Annotated in this window: 15 protein-coding genes; 9 read left to right on the top strand and 6 right to left on the bottom strand. The window is 56.3% G+C overall.

Annotated elements, in window-relative coordinates:
• Positions 1–86: 86 nt before the first annotated feature.
• Genes CPH17_RS05580 through CPH17_RS05570 form a run of 3 tightly spaced genes read right to left on the bottom strand, consistent with a single transcriptional unit; the run spans position 87 to position 4,431 of the window.
• On the bottom strand, positions 87–1,259 hold the full coding sequence (locus tag CPH17_RS05580) for a lipocalin-like domain-containing protein (protein ID WP_096298519.1): 1,173 nt from the start codon (positions 1,257–1,259) through the stop codon (positions 87–89).
• The gene (locus CPH17_RS05575; protein WP_231898083.1) at positions 1,256–3,772 is read right to left on the bottom strand and encodes an ABC transporter permease; all 2,517 of its coding nucleotides are present in this window, start codon (positions 3,770–3,772) and stop codon (positions 1,256–1,258) included. Before CPH17_RS05575 ends, CPH17_RS05580 begins: the two co-directional genes overlap by 4 nt.
• On the bottom strand, positions 3,769–4,431 hold the full coding sequence (locus CPH17_RS05570) for an ABC transporter ATP-binding protein (protein ID WP_096298517.1): 663 nt from the start codon (positions 4,429–4,431) through the stop codon (positions 3,769–3,771). Before CPH17_RS05570 ends, CPH17_RS05575 begins: the two co-directional genes overlap by 4 nt.
• A gap of 172 nt (positions 4,432–4,603) precedes the next feature.
• On the opposite strand from CPH17_RS05570, the gene CPH17_RS05565 reads away from it, so the two are divergent.
• The 9 genes from CPH17_RS05565 to CPH17_RS05525 all read left to right on the top strand — a co-directional run bounded on the left by CPH17_RS05565 (position 4,604) and on the right by CPH17_RS05525 (position 14,683).
• Complete coding sequence (locus tag CPH17_RS05565; RefSeq protein WP_096298515.1) at positions 4,604–5,341, top strand: GntR family transcriptional regulator; 738 nt, start codon at positions 4,604–4,606, stop codon at positions 5,339–5,341.
• Positions 5,338–6,549, top strand: coding sequence for a D-mannonate dehydratase ManD (manD, locus tag CPH17_RS05560; RefSeq protein ID WP_096298512.1), 1,212 nt, complete (start codon positions 5,338–5,340; stop codon positions 6,547–6,549). Before CPH17_RS05565 ends, manD begins: the two co-directional genes overlap by 4 nt.
• Positions 6,550–6,589: 40 nt before the next feature.
• A complete protein-coding gene (locus tag CPH17_RS05555) occupies positions 6,590–7,612 on the top strand; it encodes a Zn-dependent oxidoreductase (protein WP_096298510.1) in 1,023 nt (340 codons plus the stop codon).
• Between the two features lie 63 nt (positions 7,613–7,675).
• A complete protein-coding gene (locus CPH17_RS05550) occupies positions 7,676–8,644 on the top strand; it encodes a TRAP transporter substrate-binding protein (RefSeq protein ID WP_096298508.1) in 969 nt (322 codons plus the stop codon).
• 104 nt (positions 8,645–8,748) lie between these two features.
• The gene (locus CPH17_RS05545; protein ID WP_096298506.1) at positions 8,749–9,327 is read left to right on the top strand and encodes a TRAP transporter small permease; all 579 of its coding nucleotides are present in this window, start codon (positions 8,749–8,751) and stop codon (positions 9,325–9,327) included.
• Between the two features lie 2 nt (positions 9,328–9,329).
• Positions 9,330–10,610 carry a TRAP transporter large permease gene (locus tag CPH17_RS05540; RefSeq protein WP_096298504.1) on the top strand — a complete coding sequence of 427 codons (1,281 nt, stop codon included), beginning with the start codon at positions 9,330–9,332 and terminating at the stop codon, positions 10,608–10,610.
• Positions 10,611–10,613: 3 nt separating this feature from the next.
• On the top strand, positions 10,614–12,086 hold the full coding sequence (locus tag CPH17_RS05535; RefSeq protein WP_096298502.1) for a mannitol dehydrogenase family protein: 1,473 nt from the start codon (positions 10,614–10,616) through the stop codon (positions 12,084–12,086).
• Positions 12,087–12,244: 158 nt separating this feature from the next.
• Entirely contained in the window at positions 12,245–13,435 is a 1,191-nt protein-coding gene (uxuA, locus tag CPH17_RS05530; protein WP_096298500.1) for a mannonate dehydratase, read from the top strand.
• 39 nt (positions 13,436–13,474) lie between these two features.
• Positions 13,475–14,683 (top strand): amino acid deaminase, encoded by a 1,209-nt coding sequence (locus CPH17_RS05525; RefSeq protein WP_096298498.1) that lies wholly within the window; start codon positions 13,475–13,477, stop codon positions 14,681–14,683.
• Here CPH17_RS05525 and kduD read toward each other — a convergent pair.
• The 3 genes from kduD to CPH17_RS05510 are packed head-to-tail and all read right to left on the bottom strand — an operon-like array spanning position 14,680 to position 17,141.
• Complete coding sequence (kduD, locus tag CPH17_RS05520; protein ID WP_096298496.1) at positions 14,680–15,432, bottom strand: 2-dehydro-3-deoxy-D-gluconate 5-dehydrogenase KduD; 753 nt, start codon at positions 15,430–15,432, stop codon at positions 14,680–14,682. The two genes, CPH17_RS05525 and kduD, sit on opposite strands and share 4 nt — an antisense overlap.
• Positions 15,433–15,480: 48 nt before the next feature.
• Positions 15,481–16,158 (bottom strand): HAD family hydrolase, encoded by a 678-nt coding sequence (locus tag CPH17_RS05515; RefSeq protein WP_096298494.1) that lies wholly within the window; start codon positions 16,156–16,158, stop codon positions 15,481–15,483.
• A gap of 8 nt (positions 16,159–16,166) precedes the next feature.
• Positions 16,167–17,141, bottom strand: a complete 975-nt coding sequence (locus CPH17_RS05510) for a 2-hydroxyacid dehydrogenase (protein WP_074396840.1) — start codon at positions 17,139–17,141, stop codon at positions 16,167–16,169.
• Between the last annotated feature and the right edge of the window lie 36 nt (positions 17,142–17,177).

Below are 17,177 nucleotides of genomic sequence, written 5' to 3'. Positions count from 1 at the left end.
CTTACTAGTGTGTCGCGGTGTGCGGTAAAAAATTGTCGAAAAGCGTCATTAGCTATACAAAATACGCTGCTATGTTGGCTTTTCTTTTAATACCCCGTCATCTCAAGATACCCCTCGCCAAGCGGTTCGCCGCTGGCGTGGTCGTTGACCACTACTTCGCCTTCCCAGTAGGGCACGCTGGTGGTCATCCAGCGGTCGGCGTGGGGCGCTTCGATATGCATATCAAGACCTGCCGACGGCACTTCTAAGCGCCAGCGGGTAGGTACGTCACGACCAGCGACTGCCGAGGTTGCCAGTGGTGTTAGCGTAAGGTCGTCTGTTGCCAAAGGTGTGGCGTCGCCCTGGGGAGAAATCCAGGTGCCAGAGCGATAGTCAGTGCCTGGCTCTTTTTCGGAGTCACCGCCGCCACGTAGCTGAAACGCCATCAGCTTGTGGCCGTCATCAAGGTGGATCGAGAACCAGTCCCAGCCGGATTGACGGGCATCGAGGAGTTGGCTGCTCCATTCGCGATCCAGCCAGCCGCGGCCACTCACCGTTTTGGTTTCACCATTGAGGGTGACGTCGCCTTCTATCTGCCAGAAGGGCTGGCTGTAATACATCGATCCTTGGCCGTTGGCGGCTTTTTGGCTGAACCCCTTGTTACCGTGCAACACGAGTGGTCCCTCGGCAGTAAGTTCCAGGGTATAGCCAAATCGCGACTCGCCTTCGCCGCTGTAAGCGGTAAGCGTTAGGTGGTTGAAGTCAGTGTTGTCGGCTTCTTCGCTCGCTTTGAGCTGCCAGTCATCCAGCCAAGCCTGAAACGGGCTAGCTGTTACGCCCGCTTGGGCATCGTGTGTTTGAGAAAGGTCCGCTTGAGAGTGACTGCGCCCAAAGCGTTCGGCCACCTGGTGCTGCTCGCCTTGGGAAATCGCCATGTGGGCCATCCAGAGCTGGTCAGCAGCCCAGGGCGTGGGTTCGGGGCGTTCGCTGGGCGGCATGAGGGCCTGCCGGAAGAGTGTCCACTGCAGGCCTAGCGGTTTACCTGTGCCATCTTCCAAATTGGCAGTGAGGTACCACCATTCAATACGGTAATCCGGGTGGGCGGCATGTGCTTGTGGGAAATCGCCTGAAACGTTAAGCGCTTGGTTAGGTTGGGCGTGTTGAAAACCATCGGCGTCTTGTCCTAAACCGGCGAAGCCTGCGTTATTCGCAGTGTTATCACCATTGTCACAGCCGCTTAGACTCAACGTGATCAGCATTAGCAGCAGTCGGCGGTTCATTGCTGTACCTCTTCGGCCAGCAGTGCTCGCGGCGAGGCTCGCCAGAACCTTAGCGCGGGTAGGGTGGCTGCCAATAGCGCCACGCCGATCGCAGTGGCAAGGGTAACGGCCATTTCCCTGGGAAACAGATAAAGCGGCAGCCGCCAGCCGAACGCGGCAACATTAATGATCGCGACTAATCCCCAGGTAATGGCGATGCCAAGTGGAATGGCAAGCAGGCCAGTGACCAGCGCGGCTCCACCCAGCTGCGCGAGGGTCAATTGGGCCAACTGGGACCGGGGCACCCCCAGTGCCCAGAGAGGTGCTAACTGTTGGCGTCGGTTGCGTGCCTGGGCCAACAGGCTGGCGAATAGCGCCAGTGCCGCCACCGCTAAGGTCAACATATTAAGGGCGCGGGTAATGGTAAAAGTGCGTTCAAAAATCTCGGTGGCAATGCGTTTGACCTCGCGTTGATTGCTGAGCGCATCGCTACCCAGATTAAACTGCTCAAGGAGGGCGTTACCCAGCGCCTCCTCATCGGCGTCGTCACGCAATACCAACCCCATCGAACTGGGCGGCGCATTAAACCTTGCGGCAAGCTGGGGAGAGGCCATGAGTACTTGGCTGCTAGGGTTGCCGTAGTCGGGGTAGATCGCAGCAATCGTTAGCGTTTCATTGGCGCCTGGGGCGCTCAGGGTTAGCCGATCTCCGGGCGTTAGGTTCTCGGCGATGGCAAGCTGTTCATTGATAAATATCGCACCTTCAGTAAAGGCCTGCCAAGCAGAGGCGCGGTCTGATTGCGTCGCTAGCAGCGGCCAATGGGGCGTGAGTGATTCGCCAGGGGTAATGCCGAAAAGCTCAATAGGGGTGCCTATTGAACGCTCTCCCTCGGGCGTATTAGCCGACATGAGGGTGGTGTCACTGCGCCGGGTGAGCAAACGCTCGGTCACTTCGGGACGATCAGCAAGCCAGGCGTCAATGTCAGCGTATTGCTCGGCGGGGGCGTTTACATACAGAGGCGCGACCAAGCGCTGGTCAAGCCAGTCTAAAAAGGTGAGCCGAAAACCTCCCACCATACTGCTGACCCCCAGGTTGGTCGCCAATGCTATGAGTAGTGCCATCATGGCCAGCGACAGCCTGGGCAGTTGAAGTTGCATATCCGCAAGCGCCCAGTGAATCAGTGGGCGGCGCTTAGTAAGGTGACTCAGTCCTTTAAGTGCCAGTGCTAAAAAGGGCGGCAACAACAGAGCGCTGGCCAGCAGCAGTGCGGCAATCAGCCCAAAGCCTGCCACTAAACCATCGCCAGGGCGCTGAAAGTGTAGCCAGCCGTAAAATGCGAGTGCCAGACCCACGGCGAGTGCGCCACTGATGCTCATTAACGTTAATTGCCGCCGGTAGCCGCTACGCCAGGCCTGCATCTGGCCGATTTCCAATACGTTCAAGCGTGCGGCGCGCCATAGCACGCCGCTGCCCGCTAGTAATAGCCCGGCAAGGCTAACCGCAAGCCCGCCCACCCAGTAATGCCAGGGTAAGTTAAGCGATTGCCCGACCCCTGCGTTATAGAGTGCTCCCAGAGTTGCCGCGACATCCGGGAGTAACAAACGTGCCAGCCATACGCCGCTGGCAATGCCGGCAAGTGCTCCGATCAGGCCAAGCAGGATCAGCTCTAAGCAGAGCGCCAGGACCAAGCTGCGACCTGAAACCCCCAGCACGCGCAGGGTGCGCAGCATGCCGAGACGCTGCTCCAAGGCAAGCCCCAGTGCGGCTTGAACAATAAACAGTCCAACCACCCAAGCGAGTAGCCCCAGCGCGGTGAGGTTGAGATGAAAGCTCTCGGTAAGCTGGCCGGGTGACGCAAGGCTACTGGCGCGGGTGAGTGTTAACCCCTGGGGCGCTTTAGCAAGCGCGTCTGGAGCGGCCACGAGGCGCGTTATGTCTGTGCCGCTTTCGAGTAATCGCGCCGCTGCGGCAATATCCATGATCAGCGTGTTGGGCGGTAAGCTGGGGGCTAAAACCAGCGGGGGGAGCGGTTTGCCATCCGCCAGCGAGGGGGTGGCGCCTGTCGCGTATTTACGTGCTACCCCCACTGCCGTTAGGGCGTCCGGGGCGATACGGGTTTGCCAAGGAGGCGTTAGGAAATCGGTTAACGATGCAGAAGAGCCTGCTTGGGCCAGCGGGTTGTCGCTTGGCAGGGTCAGCGGGTCAATGCCGATTAGCGTCAGCCTTGTGCCGTTTTGGGTGATCAATTCGCCTTCTAACATGGGCGATACCGGCAGGCCCGCCTGACGAAGGGCAAGATAGTCGTCGCGGGTAAGTGGCGCACCATCGCGACGCTCAAGCCGGTCGAGTTGAGTGTCAAACAGCGCATCGGCGCGGGCGTAGCTGTCGCGTGCCGTGGCGTTGATGGCTTGGATACCGCTCCACAAAGCGCTGGCGACCCACAGGCCGAGCAGTAACATCGCCAACTGGCCCGGATGACGACGATAGTGGGTAAGCAGGGTTGCCAATACCGTGGGCAGTCCTTTGATCATCATATTGCGCTAATCAATTGGCCGTGGCGCAGGCGCAGGCATCGGTCAAGCGGGGCGGCGACTTGTGGACTGTGGGTTACGACCAGTAGCGCACACTGGGTTTCCCGAATCAGGCTTAGTAGTAGTTCAAGCACCTCATTAGCGGTCGTCTCGTCCAAGTTGCCTGTGGGTTCGTCGGCGAGTAACAGAGGGGGGCGCGGCGCCAGGGCGCGGCCAATTGCCAAGCGCTGCTGTTGACCGCCCGAGAGCTGTTCTGGGTAACGTTTTTCCAGCCCTTTAAGGCCTAGCCGCTCTATCAAGTGGGCAGACCAGTCGGCATCGTCGCGCTTGGCCAAGCGGGCCTGTAAGCGCAAGTTGTCGATGACCGATAGGCTGGGGACTAAGTGAAATTGCTGAAACACCAAGCCCAGCGTCTCGCGGCGCAAGCGGGCGCGCTCCATCTCTGATAGAGACGCAATGTTCTCACCTGCGAGTGTGATGTGGCCTTGGTCAGGCAGGTCCAAACCTGCGGCAAGATGCAGCAAGGTGGATTTTCCGCTCCCCGACTCACCCATTAGCGCCAAGCTTTGGCCGGCGGTCAGGTTCAGTGAGACATTTTCCAGTACCTGTAGCGGCCCTTGAGGTGTCGAGTAGCTTTTATATACCTGATGAAATTCCAGCATGGGGTGCTCAAATTATTTATTGAGCCCACTTTAGCTAACTCCACAACATCTGGCACTGGGCGACCAAAGTATAAGCGCGAAGGGGTTTCTCTATTTCCTCCATACTACCATACTAGTCATATCAGAAGTGGCCGCCAGTCGTCACAGACCCCAGTATTCGGATTCAGGTGTTATGCACACGACATTACAAACGCTATGGCAGGAAACCCTTGACACGGACTCGGTTCGCCAACGGTTATTCCAAGTGCTAAGGCAATCGATCATTCAGATGGTGTTGGCACCGGGCCAGGCATTATCTGAAAAAGAGCTTGCTGACACGTTCTCGGTTAGCCGTCAGCCAGTGCGAGAAGCTTTTATAAGACTCTCCGAAGCAGGGCTGGTGGAGGTCAAGCCTCAGCGCGGTACCTATGTGGTGAGGATTTCTCAACGGGCGGTACTTGAGGCTCGCTTTGTACGTGAGGCGGTCGAAGTGGCGGTAGTCAAGTTGGCGGCTGAAAAGGGGATTGAACCAGCAATGCTGACGGAGCTACATGATTTATTGGAGCGTCAGCGGCGCTGTGTAAAGCCCCATGATTACGACCGTTTTTATCGCCTTGATGAAGCGTTTCATCGAACGCTTTCACTAGGGGTAAAGCAGCACGCCGCCTGGAAAGTCATTGAAGAAGTCCGCGCTCAGCTTGACCGGGTGCGCTACCTCAGTGTGCCCCATAGCACCCCCCTGGAGCGGCTTGTAGAGCAGCATGCCAATATCGTTGCGGCTATTGAGGCGCGGGATGCCTCCCTCGCAGAGCAGGCGATGGCGCTTCATTTACGCGAGATTCTGGTCTCGATGCCCGATTTGGTTCGTCGTTTCCCCGATTTGTTCGAAGTACAAGAAAACCAAACCTTGTTACAGGAGGCGATTCAATGAAAATCGAGCGGGCCTATACCATTGTGACCTCGCCGGGGCGCAATTTTGTGACGCTGAAAATTGTGACGGATCAGGGCGAATATGGCATTGGTGATGCGACGCTCAATGGGCGTGAAATGGCCGTGGTGGCGTATCTGGAAGAGCACGTAATCCCGACGTTAATCGGGCGCGACCCCCAGCGCATAGAAGATATATGGCACTACCTCTACCGCGGCGCTTACTGGCGTCGTGGGCCTGTCACTATGACTGCCATCGCCGCGGTTGATATGGCGCTTTGGGACATTAAAGCAAAACTCGCGGGCATGCCGCTTTACCAACTGTTAGGTGGCAAGAGCCGTGACCGGGTGATGGTATATGGCCATGCAACGGGGCGCGATATTGATGCCTGCCTGGAAGAAGTCGCCCGCCATGTGGATGAGGGCTACAAAGCCGTGCGTGTTCAGGCGGGTGTGCCAGGCATTGCCAGCATTTATGGGGTTGCCAAAAAAGAGGGCGAGCCTTATGAGCCAGCCGATGCTGAGTTGCCCGCAGAGCACGTGTGGAGTACCAGCAAATACTTAAACCATGTGCCCAAACTGTTTGCCGCTGTGCGAGAGCGCTTCGGCGAAGACCTGCACGTGCTACATGATGTTCATCACCGCTTGACGCCCATTGAAGCCGCTCGTTTAGGCAAAGAGGTTGAGTCCTACCATCTGTTTTGGCTCGAAGACTGCGTGCCTGCCGAGAACCAGGAGGCGTTTGGCCTCATCCGCCAACACACCACCACACCTTTGGCGGTGGGCGAAGTCTTTAACAGCCTATATGACGCCAAGGCGCTGATCGAAAATCAATGGATCGACTATATCCGCGCCACCCTGACCCACGCCGGGGGAATCACCCATGTGCGCCGAATCGCCGATTTGGCGGGGCTTTATCACGTGCGTACCGGTTTCCACGGGCCGACGGACCTTTCGCCGGTTTGCCTGGGTGCGGCGATTCATTTTGATACCTGGGTGCCCAATTTTGGCATTCAGGAATATATGCCCCATACCCGCGCTACGGATGAGGTCTTTCCTCACGATTACCGGTTTGAAGACGGCCACTTCATTGTTGGCGAAACGCCGGGGCACGGCGTTGATATCGACGAACAGCTAGCCAAACAATATCCCTATAAGCGCGCCAGCCTGCCGGTTAACCGGTTGGAAGACGGCACGCTATGGCATTGGTGAGCTAGGTGAATTCGTGGCACAGGCAAGGAGATTTATGTCAATGAAAGCATTCCAGGTGAAGGCACCTCACGACTATCAGGTGGCAGATGTTGAACTGCCCAAGGCGGCCACTGGTGAAGTACTGGTGCGCGTGGCATTTGCCGGTATCTGCGGTTCGGATATGCACATTATCCATGGCGATAACGCCTTTGTGCGCTTTCCGCGTATCACCGGCCACGAGTTTGCCGGGGTAGTGGAAGCGGTGGGGGAAGGGGTGCTTGACGTAACCGTTGGGGACCGCGTCTGCATTGACCCGGTTATCAGCTGCGGTGATTGCTACCCCTGCCGGATTGGTCGTCCCAACGTGTGCAGTTCGCTTGAAGTGATCGGCGTGCATCGCGATGGCGGTTTTGAAGAGTTTGTTGCCGTCCCCGCGGCTAATGTGCACCACCTACCTGATCATATCGGACTGGATGCTGCTGCCTTAGTGGAGCCTTACACCATTGCCGCCAACGTACTTGATCGCATGCAGCCGCACCCTGGTGACCGGCTAATGATTTTAGGCGCTGGGGTTATTGGCCTGACGATCCTGCAGATGGCCCTGGCCAAGGGTATAGATGAAGTGGTTGTAACGGACGTTATTGATGAGCGATTAGCAGCGGCAAAACAGCTTGGGGCAACGCAGGTATTTAATAGCCGCGAGCAAAATGTGGAAAAAGAGGTGCTTGCCTTAACCCAGGGTGAGGGCATGCCACTAATTGCCGATGCGGCCTGTGTCCCCGCGCTGCTACCGCAAATGCTGCGTTTAGCGTCGCCAGCAGGGCGCATTGGTCTGCTGGGCTTTAGCGTTCAGCCCAGTGAGCTAGTGCAGCTAGAGGTGATCAAGAAAGAGCTGACCTTGGTTGGCTCGCGCCTGAACAATCGTAAGTTTCCGGAGGTGCTTGAGCTAATGGCAAGTGGACAGTTGGATCCGTTGGCGCTCGTCAGCCATCGGTTACCGCTAGGTGACATGCCCAATGCCATCGAGATGCTTGACCACCGACCAGAAGAGGCCCGCAAGGTACTGATTCAAATCAGTGCCTAAGGGTAACCACGCCAACCCACGCGTAATTAACAATCTACAACACCAGTGTGCAGGAGAGAGAAAATGATTAAACAATTTATCACCAGCGCCGTTCTTGGGGCCGCCATATTAGGCAGTCACTCCGCGATGGCGGCAGACTATACCTTGCGTTTCGGCCATTTAGCCAATGAGCAGAACATTTGGCACCAGGCCGCCGAGAAATTTAAAGAAGAAGTCGAAGCGAACTCCGATGGTCAGATTGAGGTGCGCCTCTACCCCAGTGAGCAGCTCGGTAACGAGTTGGACGTGATCAATAGTATCCAATTGGGCACGGCGGATATGACCATCACGGGTGAAAGCTTACAGAATTGGGCGCCGAAAGCCGCCATGATGGCTGTACCTTACGCCTTTCGAGATTCCGAGCACCTTCATGCAGCGGTTAACGGTGACATCGGCGCTGAAATTGAGGCGCAAATCACTGAGCAGACAAACTTAGTCCCATTGGCGTGGTTTGAGCGCGGTCCCCGTGAGCTGACCTCCAACCGGCCTATCCGCGACCCAGACGAGCTCGATGGGCTGCGTCTTCGTGTGCCTAACGTGCCGCTATTTGTTGATACTTGGAAAGCGATGGGTGCACGTCCAACCCCTATGGCGTTTAGCGAAGTGTTTACTGCGCTGCAGCAAGATACCTTAGAAAGCCAGGAAAACCCGCTAAGTCTGATCGAAAGTGCCAGCTTCAACGAGGTGCAGGACTACGTCAACATGACAGGCCATGTGCGCAGTTGGATCTATGTGGTGATCGGACGTAATCAGTTAGAAAGTATGCCTGATGAGTTACAGCAGGTGGTTCGTGATGCTGCCCAAACCATGCAGGATCATCAGGCTGAGCTTTTCATTGATGATCAAGAACGTCTTGAAGAAGCGCTTAAAGAGCGTGGCATGGAGTTCGTGGAAGTCGACGTCGATGCATTCGCAGAGAAAGCTCGCCCCGCTGTCCTTGAGGCCTTAACCGACGAGCAGCGTGAACTCTTTGACGCTATCCAGGATTTGTAAGCTCGCTGGTAATGCGTTGGTAGTGAACTGGTAATGGCGATGGGCTGGCATCTTGCTGGCCCATTTTCGAACGGCAAAGGCTGCTTGCCCATGAGGATACGGTTATGAACTCGGATCACAAAGCGCTTGAACAGGAAGCGTTGGAAAGTCTGGATTCAATGTCGGCAGTGCCTAAGCTAAAAGGCCCCATTGGGCGCGTGATTGGCTGGGTGGATAATTGTTTTCTAACCTTGGCGGTCGTGGCACTTGTTGCGATTGCCGTCACGGTACTGCTGCAAATTTGTTCGCGGCTATTTTTGCCGTTTTCTATTGCTTGGACTGAGGAACTCTCGCGCTATCTGTTTATTTATATGGTGGCGTTATCCGTCGGTGTTGTATTGCGCCAGAACCGACATATCAGCGTTGAACTTTTCCACCACCTGCTGGGGCCGCGCATGCAGGCGGCTTTTCAAGTGCTAATTTGTTCGCTGATTGGCCTGTTTGCATATCTAGTGCTGCCTTACGCTTGGCAGTATGCGCAAAACGGCACCATGCAGACCTCGCCGACGCTGCATGTTCCCATGCTGTATATCTTTTTCTCAACGGTAGTCACCTTTGCGCTACTCCTGGTGTACAGCGTACTAGGGTGTGTTGAGGGAATTATCGCAATGTGTCGCTCCTCTGCCTCTCTTCAGGAGTCGTAAACATGGAAGTTATTATTCTTTTCAGTGTTTTCTTGATTCTGCTCTTGGTGGGGATGCCTATTGCGTTCGCGCTGGGGTTAGCCTCGCTTTCTTATCTGCTGCTTGAAGGCATTTCATTGACGATTGTGCCGCAGAGGATGTATGCGGGCATCGACACCTTTGTGCTGCTCTGTATTCCCGGTTTTGTGCTGGCTGGCAATTTGATGAACGTGGGCAATATCACGGAACATATCGTGCGTTTCTCCAATGCATTATTAGGTCATATTCGCGGCGGGCTTGGCTTGGCCAATGTGGCGGGCTCAATGATTTTCGGCGGTATCTCCGGCACGGCGGTGGCCGACTCAGCCAGCATCGGTTCGGTGATGATCCCCGGTATGGCGCGCTCGGGTTATGACAAACCCTTTGCCGCTGCGGTTACCGCCGCCTCGTCAACCGTTGGGCCGATTATTCCGCCCAGTGTACCGATGATTATCGTAGGTTCACTAAGCGGTATTTCGGTTGGTCGAATGTTCCTGGCGGGTGCGATTCCTGGCCTGTTGATGGGACTCGCCATGATGGCCACGGTGTATATCCTGGCCGTTCGTCGCGGATACCCCAAAGAGCAGCGGGTACCATTTCTGCAGCTGCTGCGCGAAGCGAAAACGGCCTTCTGGGCGCTGCTGATGACCGTGATTATTCTATACGGCATTATTGGCGGGTTTTTTACTCCCACAGAAGCGTCTATTGTCGCCTCGCTTTATGCACTAGTGGTGGGTATGTATGTGTATAAAGGCCTGTCGTGGAAAAAGCTCCCGGCGATTTTGTCAGACACTGTATTGACCTCATCTGCACTGCTGGTGATGGTGGGGTTGGCAAACCTGTTTGGCTGGATACTCACCAGTGAACAGATTCCCCAGATGATCGCTGCGCTTATTCTCTCCATCAGCGACAACCCGCTAATTGTTTTACTTATTCTTAACCTGATTCTGCTATTTGTCGGCGCTTTTATGGAAACCATCGCCGCGCTGATTATTCTTTTCCCTGCCTTGGTGGGGGTAGCCACTGGCGTGGGTGTCGATCCGGTTCATTTTGCGATGATCGCGGTGCTGAACCTGATGATCGGGCTAACAACACCGCCGGTAGGAGTGTGCCTGTTTGTGGTTGCGGGTATTGGCAAACTGCCGATGCTGACGGTGGCACGAGCCATCGTGCCCTTTTTGCTGTGCAACTTGGCGGTGCTGTTGTTGGTGACCTATGTCCCCGCGATTTCGCTTTGGTTGCCTAACTTGCTGATGGGAGAGTAATTGATGATGGCTCCTCAGCGTATTGAAGCGAGGCCAAAAAGTGGCCAGGTCGGTTTTGTTCATCTGGGCTTAGGCGCATTTCACCGTGCCCACCAAGCGGTCTATTTAGAGCGTTATCGTCAGCGTAGTGGTGACACTGGGTGGGGTGTTTGCAGCGCTAACCTGCGTGCCAGCGTTGCTTTAGTCGACGGATTGAGCGCGGCTGGGCATCGCTATCATGTCGCCGAGTACACCGATAGTGACAGCGTCACACTGCGCGAAATAGGCGTGATCGAAGAGACGTTGTTTTCTGGCCGTGATGGTGCCGGTAATTGGGGGCGTGACCGGGAAAGGCTGTTAGCGCGAATGGCCTCTGCGGACACCCGTATCGTTACTTTAACGGTGACCGAGAAGGGCTACTTTTTAAACCCGGCTAGCGGTGAGTTAAGAGACGATGATCCGATGATCATCGGCGATATTGCCTCGCCCCAGCAGCCGCGTACCGCCCCAGGGCTGCTGGTTGAAGCGCTAGCGCGGCGGCGTGAGGCAGGCATTGCCCCTTTTACTGTGCTCTCTTGCGACAATATGCCGGATAACGGTAAGCGAACGCGCCAAGCGGTGGTGCAGTTGGCGGAGAAGCGCGATGCCGCGCTGGCTAGCTGGATAGCCTCCGAGGTGGCATTTCCCTGCAGCATGGTGGATCGCATCGTGCCCGCCATGACTGACACGGACTTTGAACGCTTGGCGGCGCTGGGCGTTACAGATTCAAACGCCGTGGTATGCGAGGCGTTCACTCAGTGGGTGGTCGAAGATCACTTCCCAGCCGGGCGGCCGAGCTGGGAAGCCGAAGGCGTTGAGATGGTCGCCGATGTAGCGCCGTTTGAAACCATGAAGTTACGCATGCTCAATGGCAGCCACTCCTTACTGGCTTACCTGGGCGCATTAGCGGGTATTGAAACGGTCTATGAAGGGGTCAATCACGACGCGCTTCGCGTGCTGCTACGCCGCTATATGCTTGAAGAGGCGGCGCCTACCCTTGAGATGCCGGAAGGGATTGATTTAGACGCTTACGCTGACTCGCTGCTGGCGCGCTTTGCCAATGACAGCCTGCGCCATCGCCTACAGCAAATCGCTATGGATGGCAGCCAAAAGCTGCCGCAGCGCTGGCTTTCTGGAGCACTGAAACGTAGTGTCGCTGGCGAGACATCGCCCTGCGTAGCGTTGGGAATGGCGGCCTGGATTCGCTACACCGCGGGCGAAGATCTGCTCGGGAATCGCTACACCGTTGACGACCCGCTAGCCAAGCGCTTTGCCGATTTACACCACGCCCATGGCGTCGATGCCAGTGCTCTGGTGACGGCCTTTTTAACCATGGACGATGTGGTGCCGAGCGAGCTAGCCGCAGACAAAGTGTTTGCTCAGTGCGTACTAAACGCGTATCAAAAGCTGACCCAAGGTGGACTAAGTGAAGCGCTGGTAGCGCTTGAGCGCAACTAGGCTTTATACGAAAAGTCGGCGAGCGAAGACTAGACAAGCCAAAAATCAACGAGAAAGCGGAGTTTACGGGGGGTAAATGAGCATTTCGAGGCGATTTTTAACGCCGTATTGTCGAGCGTAGGCAGTTTTCATACAAAGCCTAATAAAAGGAGATCCCCATGGAGCATACCTGGCGCTGGTTTGGCCCTAAAGATGCTATTCGGCTGGAAGAAATTCGCCAAACAGGCGCTACCGGTATCGTGACGGCACTGCATGAGGTGCCCAATGATCAGGTTTGGCCGGTTGAGGCGATCCGTGAGCGTCAGCAAATGATCGAAGCCGCTGACCTGACATGGTCGGTGGTGGAGAGCGTGCCGGTACATGAGTCGATCAAAAAAGGCTTATCCGAGCGCGATGCGCTAATTGCCACCTACTGCCAGACGCTACGCAACCTGGCGGCCTGTGGTATCGATACCGTGTGCTACAACTTTATGCCGGTGCTGGACTGGACACGTACCGATCTAGCCTATCAATTACCCGATGGTGCCTTGGCGCTGCGCTTTGATCAAACCGCGTTTGCGGCTTTTGATCTTTACTTGCTTCAGCGACCAGGCGCTGAGAAAGCGTACAGCGATGAGGAGCAAACTCAAGCAAGTCGCTATCTTGAGGGGTTAGATAGCGCTGGCCGTGACAAATTAGTCAACACGCTGATTGCGGGGCTGCCGGGCGCCGAAGAGCACTACACCCTTGAGCAGTTTCGCGCGGTCCTTGAAGGTTACGCTGATATTGACGCCGCTCGGCTGCGGGAGAACCTAGGTTATTTTCTCCAGGCGGTTATTCCGTTAGCGGAAGAAGTGGGCATTCGTATGGCTATCCATCCAGATGACCCGCCACGATCGCTGCTAGGGCTGCCCCGGGTGGTCTCGACGCGCGAGGATGCTCAGTGGATTGTCGATCGCGTGCCCAGCCCCGCCAATGGTTTGACGCTTTGCACCGGCTCTTACGGCGTTCGGCAAGACAATGATTTGGTGGCAATGACCCGCCACTTTGCCCCGCATATTCACTTTATCCATCTGCGTGCCACGCAGCGTGAAGCGGATTCGCGCTCATTCCACGAGGCACCGCACTTGGCTGGTGATGTGGATATGGTGGAGGTGATACATGCCCTGGTGGATGAAGAGCGGCGGCGCGAGCGAGAGGGCGGGGCGCGCTTGCCGCTGCGCCCGGACCACGGCCACCAACTGCTGGATGATCAACAGCGCAACACGGCGCCGGGTTACCCACTCTACGGGCGCCTGCGGGGGTTGGCGGAACTGCGCGGTGTGGAGCTGGCGGTGCGGCAGTTGACTGGTGAAGAATCGGCTACGTGATAGTGTAAAAGTAGAATATTTTCCAGTCGGGGCAGGCGAATGCAGACAAAGGCGTTAGCGGTAGATAAAGGCGGGATGGAACTCGGCTCCCATTTGTTGTCCGGTGTCAGCTTGCCCGCCGCCGCGGTACATGAGGCCCAGCTTGAACACAACCTGGCGTGGATGCAGCGGTTTGCCGAAGCCCACGGTGCCCGTTTGGCGCCTCATGGCAAAACCACCATGACGCCAGCACTTTTCCATCGTCAGCTTCAGGCGGGGGCATGGGGCATTACATTGGCGACCGCGCCGCAGTGCCGTGCGGCCTTCGGCAATGGTGTTACCCGCTTGCTAATGGCCAACCAACTGGTAGGCCAGGCCAATATGGCCATCATCGCCAGTCTTATTGAGCAGGGTGCTACGTTTTACTGCGTGGTCGATAGTCACGAGAACGTGCGCCAGCTTGGGCGTTTTTTTGCAGAACGTGGTTTGAATTTATCGGTACTCATTGAGGTAGGCGTAACCGGGGGGCGGTGTGGCTGCCGTAACAAGCTGCAGATTCTCTCGTTGGCAGAGGTCATTGCTAATCAGCCGGCGCTTTCTCTAGTAGGTCTAGAAGGCTATGAAGGTGTGGTTCACGGGGATGATCCAGAGAACGGTATACGTGACTACGCAAAGCAGTTAGTGGAAGTGGCGGTGGAGCTTGAGGCCGCTGGACGTTTTTCAGAGGCAAGCCCCATTGTTACCGCGTCAGGCTCTGCCTGGTATGACGTAATTGCGGAAGCCTTTCAGGGCGCTCCGCTTCAGGGGCGTTTTACCCCTGTGCTGCGGCCTGGATGCTACGTCGTCCACGATCATGGGCTTTATCGTGAAGCGCAAACGGCAGTGTTAACGCGTCGGCCGGATTTGCAGCAGGGGCTTGAGCCTGCACTGGAAGTCTTTGCACAGATTCAGTCGCTCCCTGAGCCTGGGCTTGCCATTGTGGCGCTGGGTAAGCGCGATATTGGTCACGACCAGTTGCCCATCGCTCTACGCCGCTACCGGGAAGCCGGTAAGCCTTCGCAGCCATTATCGGTTACTGGCTGGGAAGTGACAAAAATCATGGATCAGCACGCGTTCGTGCGGCTTTCTGAAGGCGTTGAGGATGTCGAGGTCGGCGATATTGTCGCTTTTGGCGCCTCACATCCTTGTTTGACCTTTGATAAATGGCGCCAACTGCTATTGGTGGATGATCAATTAACCGTCAAAGAGCAATTAGTTACCTGCTTCTAGCGCGCGAGCCAGCCTCCGTCCACCGCTAGGGCGTGGCCATGAACATAGCGGGCGGCGTCAGAGCATAAAAAGATTACCGCGCCCGCTAAATCCTCGGGCGTTCCCCAGCGGCCTGCCGGAATGCGTCCCAGGATCTCGTCATGGCGCTGAGGGTCGTCGCGTAGCGCCTGGGTGTTATCCGTCGCCATGTATCCAGGCGCGATGGCATTGACGTTGATATCGTAAGGTGCCCATTCGTTAGCCAGTAGTCGCGTTAGACCGAGGATGCCACTTTTACTCGCGGTGTAGGAGGGGACGCGAATGCCGCCTTGAAACGAAAGCAGGGAGGCAATATTGACGATCTTACCGGGTGCTTTGCGCTCAATTAAGTGCTTGGCAACCTGCTGAGCCAGAAAAAACGCCGCCTTTAAGTTGACGTCTATCACCGAGTCCCAGTCTTGTTCAGAGAACTCAATCGCCGGAGCCCGGCGAATCATCCCCGCATTGTTAACCAGAATATCCAGTTTGCCGGCTTGGTTGATGGCTTGGTTAACAATATCGCTTGGCGCGTGATAACCTAATTCTGCTTCGATAGTGTAAAAACGTTGCCCGTACGCTTCGACTTGCTGGCGCGTTTGGTCGGTGGGTGAGCGGCTGACGCCAACAATGTCAGCGCCCGCCTCGGCTAGTGCCACGGCAATGCCTTGGCCCAAGCCTTTATTGCAACCGGTGACCATAGCCACTTGTCCTTGCAAGGAAAATAACCTCATTGAATAGCCCCTTTATCATCGTCATACCGAGAATTTTCAACCCACAAGCTAAGCACTCACTTTAGCTGATAGGCGCGCAATAGCAGCGGGTAACTCGCTTGCATGCTGAATGCCAATGGCGCCTTCGGGCGTGCTCTCTTCATTCGGGAAGTGATTGAGATGAATAACGTGCATGTCTGCTTCCAACCCCGCTTCCACACCCACGGCGGCATCATCGATCACGATACAGTGTTGAGGGGAATACCCCATGGCGGCAGCCGCCTTGCGATAAAGTTCTGGGTCTGGCTTCCACACGTTAAGGGTATAGGCGCTGAACAGTCTGTCTTCAAAATAGTGGCCAAGATCGGTGCTTTCCAATGCGCAGCGTATTTTGCGATCAGGGCCGTTAGATACTACGGCCTTAGGATGGCCCGTTAGCTGCTCAAGTGCGGCAGTCATTCCTGGGATGGCTACCAGCTCGGCACGCATGCGAGCCTCCATGCGCGCCCGCATGCCTGCCTCAAGTTGGGTAAATTTACCTTCAGCAAGTGCTTGAAAACGGTTTTCCAAGGTTTGGACGATAGTCTGAAAACGTACACCTCGAAACTCGTCCATATATTGCTGGGCGGAGAAGGGTAAGTTGAATTCGGGCAGAATGTCGCCCATTACCTCGGCAAGCAGTATTTCACTATCCACCAGGGTGCCATCGCAATCGAACAGCAGGCAGAGGGGGGTGGCCGTGTTCATTGCAGAATTCACTGATAGGTTTCCTCGTTAACTAGGCTAATCGGGCGCTCGCCCTGCAGTGCCAGGCGAATATTATCCACTGCCCGTTGGGCCATGGCGTCGCGGGTTTCATGGGTGGCAGAGCCAATATGGGGCAGGGCGACCACATTGGGCATCTTCGGCAACGGCGACGATGCCGGCAATGGCTCCTGCTCGAACACGTCGAGCCCTGCCGCGTGGATGACGCCGTTTTCCAGCGCGTGTATCAGGGCGCTTTCATCGACTACTTTGCCCCGGGCGATATTGATGAAAATGCCCGACGGCTTCATCTGTGCGAACTCCCGGGCGCCGATCAAACGCTCGGTGTTGGCGGTGAGGGGCACCGTAACGCACACGAAATCGGCCTCGGCCAGCAGCTCGTTGAGTTCGCGGCGCTGGGCGCCCAGTTCTTTTTCCAGCGCGGGTTTGGGCGAGGCGTTGGAATAGAGCACCTGCATGCCAAACCCCAGGGCCCCACGCCGGGCGACGGCCTGACCGATCCGGCCGAAACCCACCATGCCCAGAGTCTTGCCATGTACGTCGCTACCGAACCGATCGGGGCCAATGCTTGACTGCCACTGCCCGGCTTTCACCCACTCGGCGAGTTCAACGGCGCGCCTGGCCGTGGCCATGATCAGGGTAAAGCCTGTATCGGCGGTGGTTTCGGTAAGCACGTCGGGCGTATTGCACAGCATAATGCCGCGTTTGGTAAGTTCATCGACGGGGATGTTGTCGTAGCCTACGGAGATAGTCGCGATGACTTCTAATTGGGGCGCTGCGTCCAATAACGCCGGGGTAATCGCCAGGCCGGAACCGATGATGCCCTGCGTGCCTGCCAGTACCGCGCGATTTTCAGGTGCATCCAGCGCGTTGGGTTTGGGCAGTACGTCCACCTTAAATAAGTCGTTGAGTGTGTCGAGCTGGGCGTCGCTGAGTCGTCCTTGAACTACCAAACGTTTCTTCACGGTTATCTCCTGGGTAAAAGCCTTTTAACGTATCGC

The organism is Halomonas sp. hl-4 (genome assembly GCF_900215475.1).
Taxonomy (GTDB): Bacteria; Pseudomonadota; Gammaproteobacteria; order Pseudomonadales; family Halomonadaceae; genus Vreelandella.
This window is presented reverse-complemented; position numbering and strand designations above follow the sequence as displayed.

Coding starts and splice junctions, on each gene's coding strand:
- CPH17_RS05580 (WP_096298519.1), bottom strand. CDS start 1,259: ATGAACCGCCGACTGCTGCTAATGCTGATCACGTTGAGTCTAAGCGGC.
- CPH17_RS05575 (WP_231898083.1), bottom strand. CDS start 3,772: ATGATGATCAAAGGACTGCCCACGGTATTGGCAACCCTGCTTACCCAC.
- CPH17_RS05570 (WP_096298517.1), bottom strand. CDS start 4,431: ATGCTGGAATTTCATCAGGTATATAAAAGCTACTCGACACCTCAAGGG.
- CPH17_RS05565 (WP_096298515.1), top strand. CDS start 4,604: ATGCACACGACATTACAAACGCTATGGCAGGAAACCCTTGACACGGAC.
- manD (WP_096298512.1), top strand. CDS start 5,338: ATGAAAATCGAGCGGGCCTATACCATTGTGACCTCGCCGGGGCGCAAT.
- CPH17_RS05555 (WP_096298510.1), top strand. CDS start 6,590: ATGAAAGCATTCCAGGTGAAGGCACCTCACGACTATCAGGTGGCAGAT.
- CPH17_RS05550 (WP_096298508.1), top strand. CDS start 7,676: ATGATTAAACAATTTATCACCAGCGCCGTTCTTGGGGCCGCCATATTA.
- CPH17_RS05545 (WP_096298506.1), top strand. CDS start 8,749: ATGAACTCGGATCACAAAGCGCTTGAACAGGAAGCGTTGGAAAGTCTG.
- CPH17_RS05540 (WP_096298504.1), top strand. CDS start 9,330: ATGGAAGTTATTATTCTTTTCAGTGTTTTCTTGATTCTGCTCTTGGTG.
- CPH17_RS05535 (WP_096298502.1), top strand. CDS start 10,614: ATGATGGCTCCTCAGCGTATTGAAGCGAGGCCAAAAAGTGGCCAGGTC.
- uxuA (WP_096298500.1), top strand. CDS start 12,245: ATGGAGCATACCTGGCGCTGGTTTGGCCCTAAAGATGCTATTCGGCTG.
- CPH17_RS05525 (WP_096298498.1), top strand. CDS start 13,475: ATGCAGACAAAGGCGTTAGCGGTAGATAAAGGCGGGATGGAACTCGGC.
- kduD (WP_096298496.1), bottom strand. CDS start 15,432: ATGAGGTTATTTTCCTTGCAAGGACAAGTGGCTATGGTCACCGGTTGC.
- CPH17_RS05515 (WP_096298494.1), bottom strand. CDS start 16,158: ATGAACACGGCCACCCCCCTCTGCCTGCTGTTCGATTGCGATGGCACC.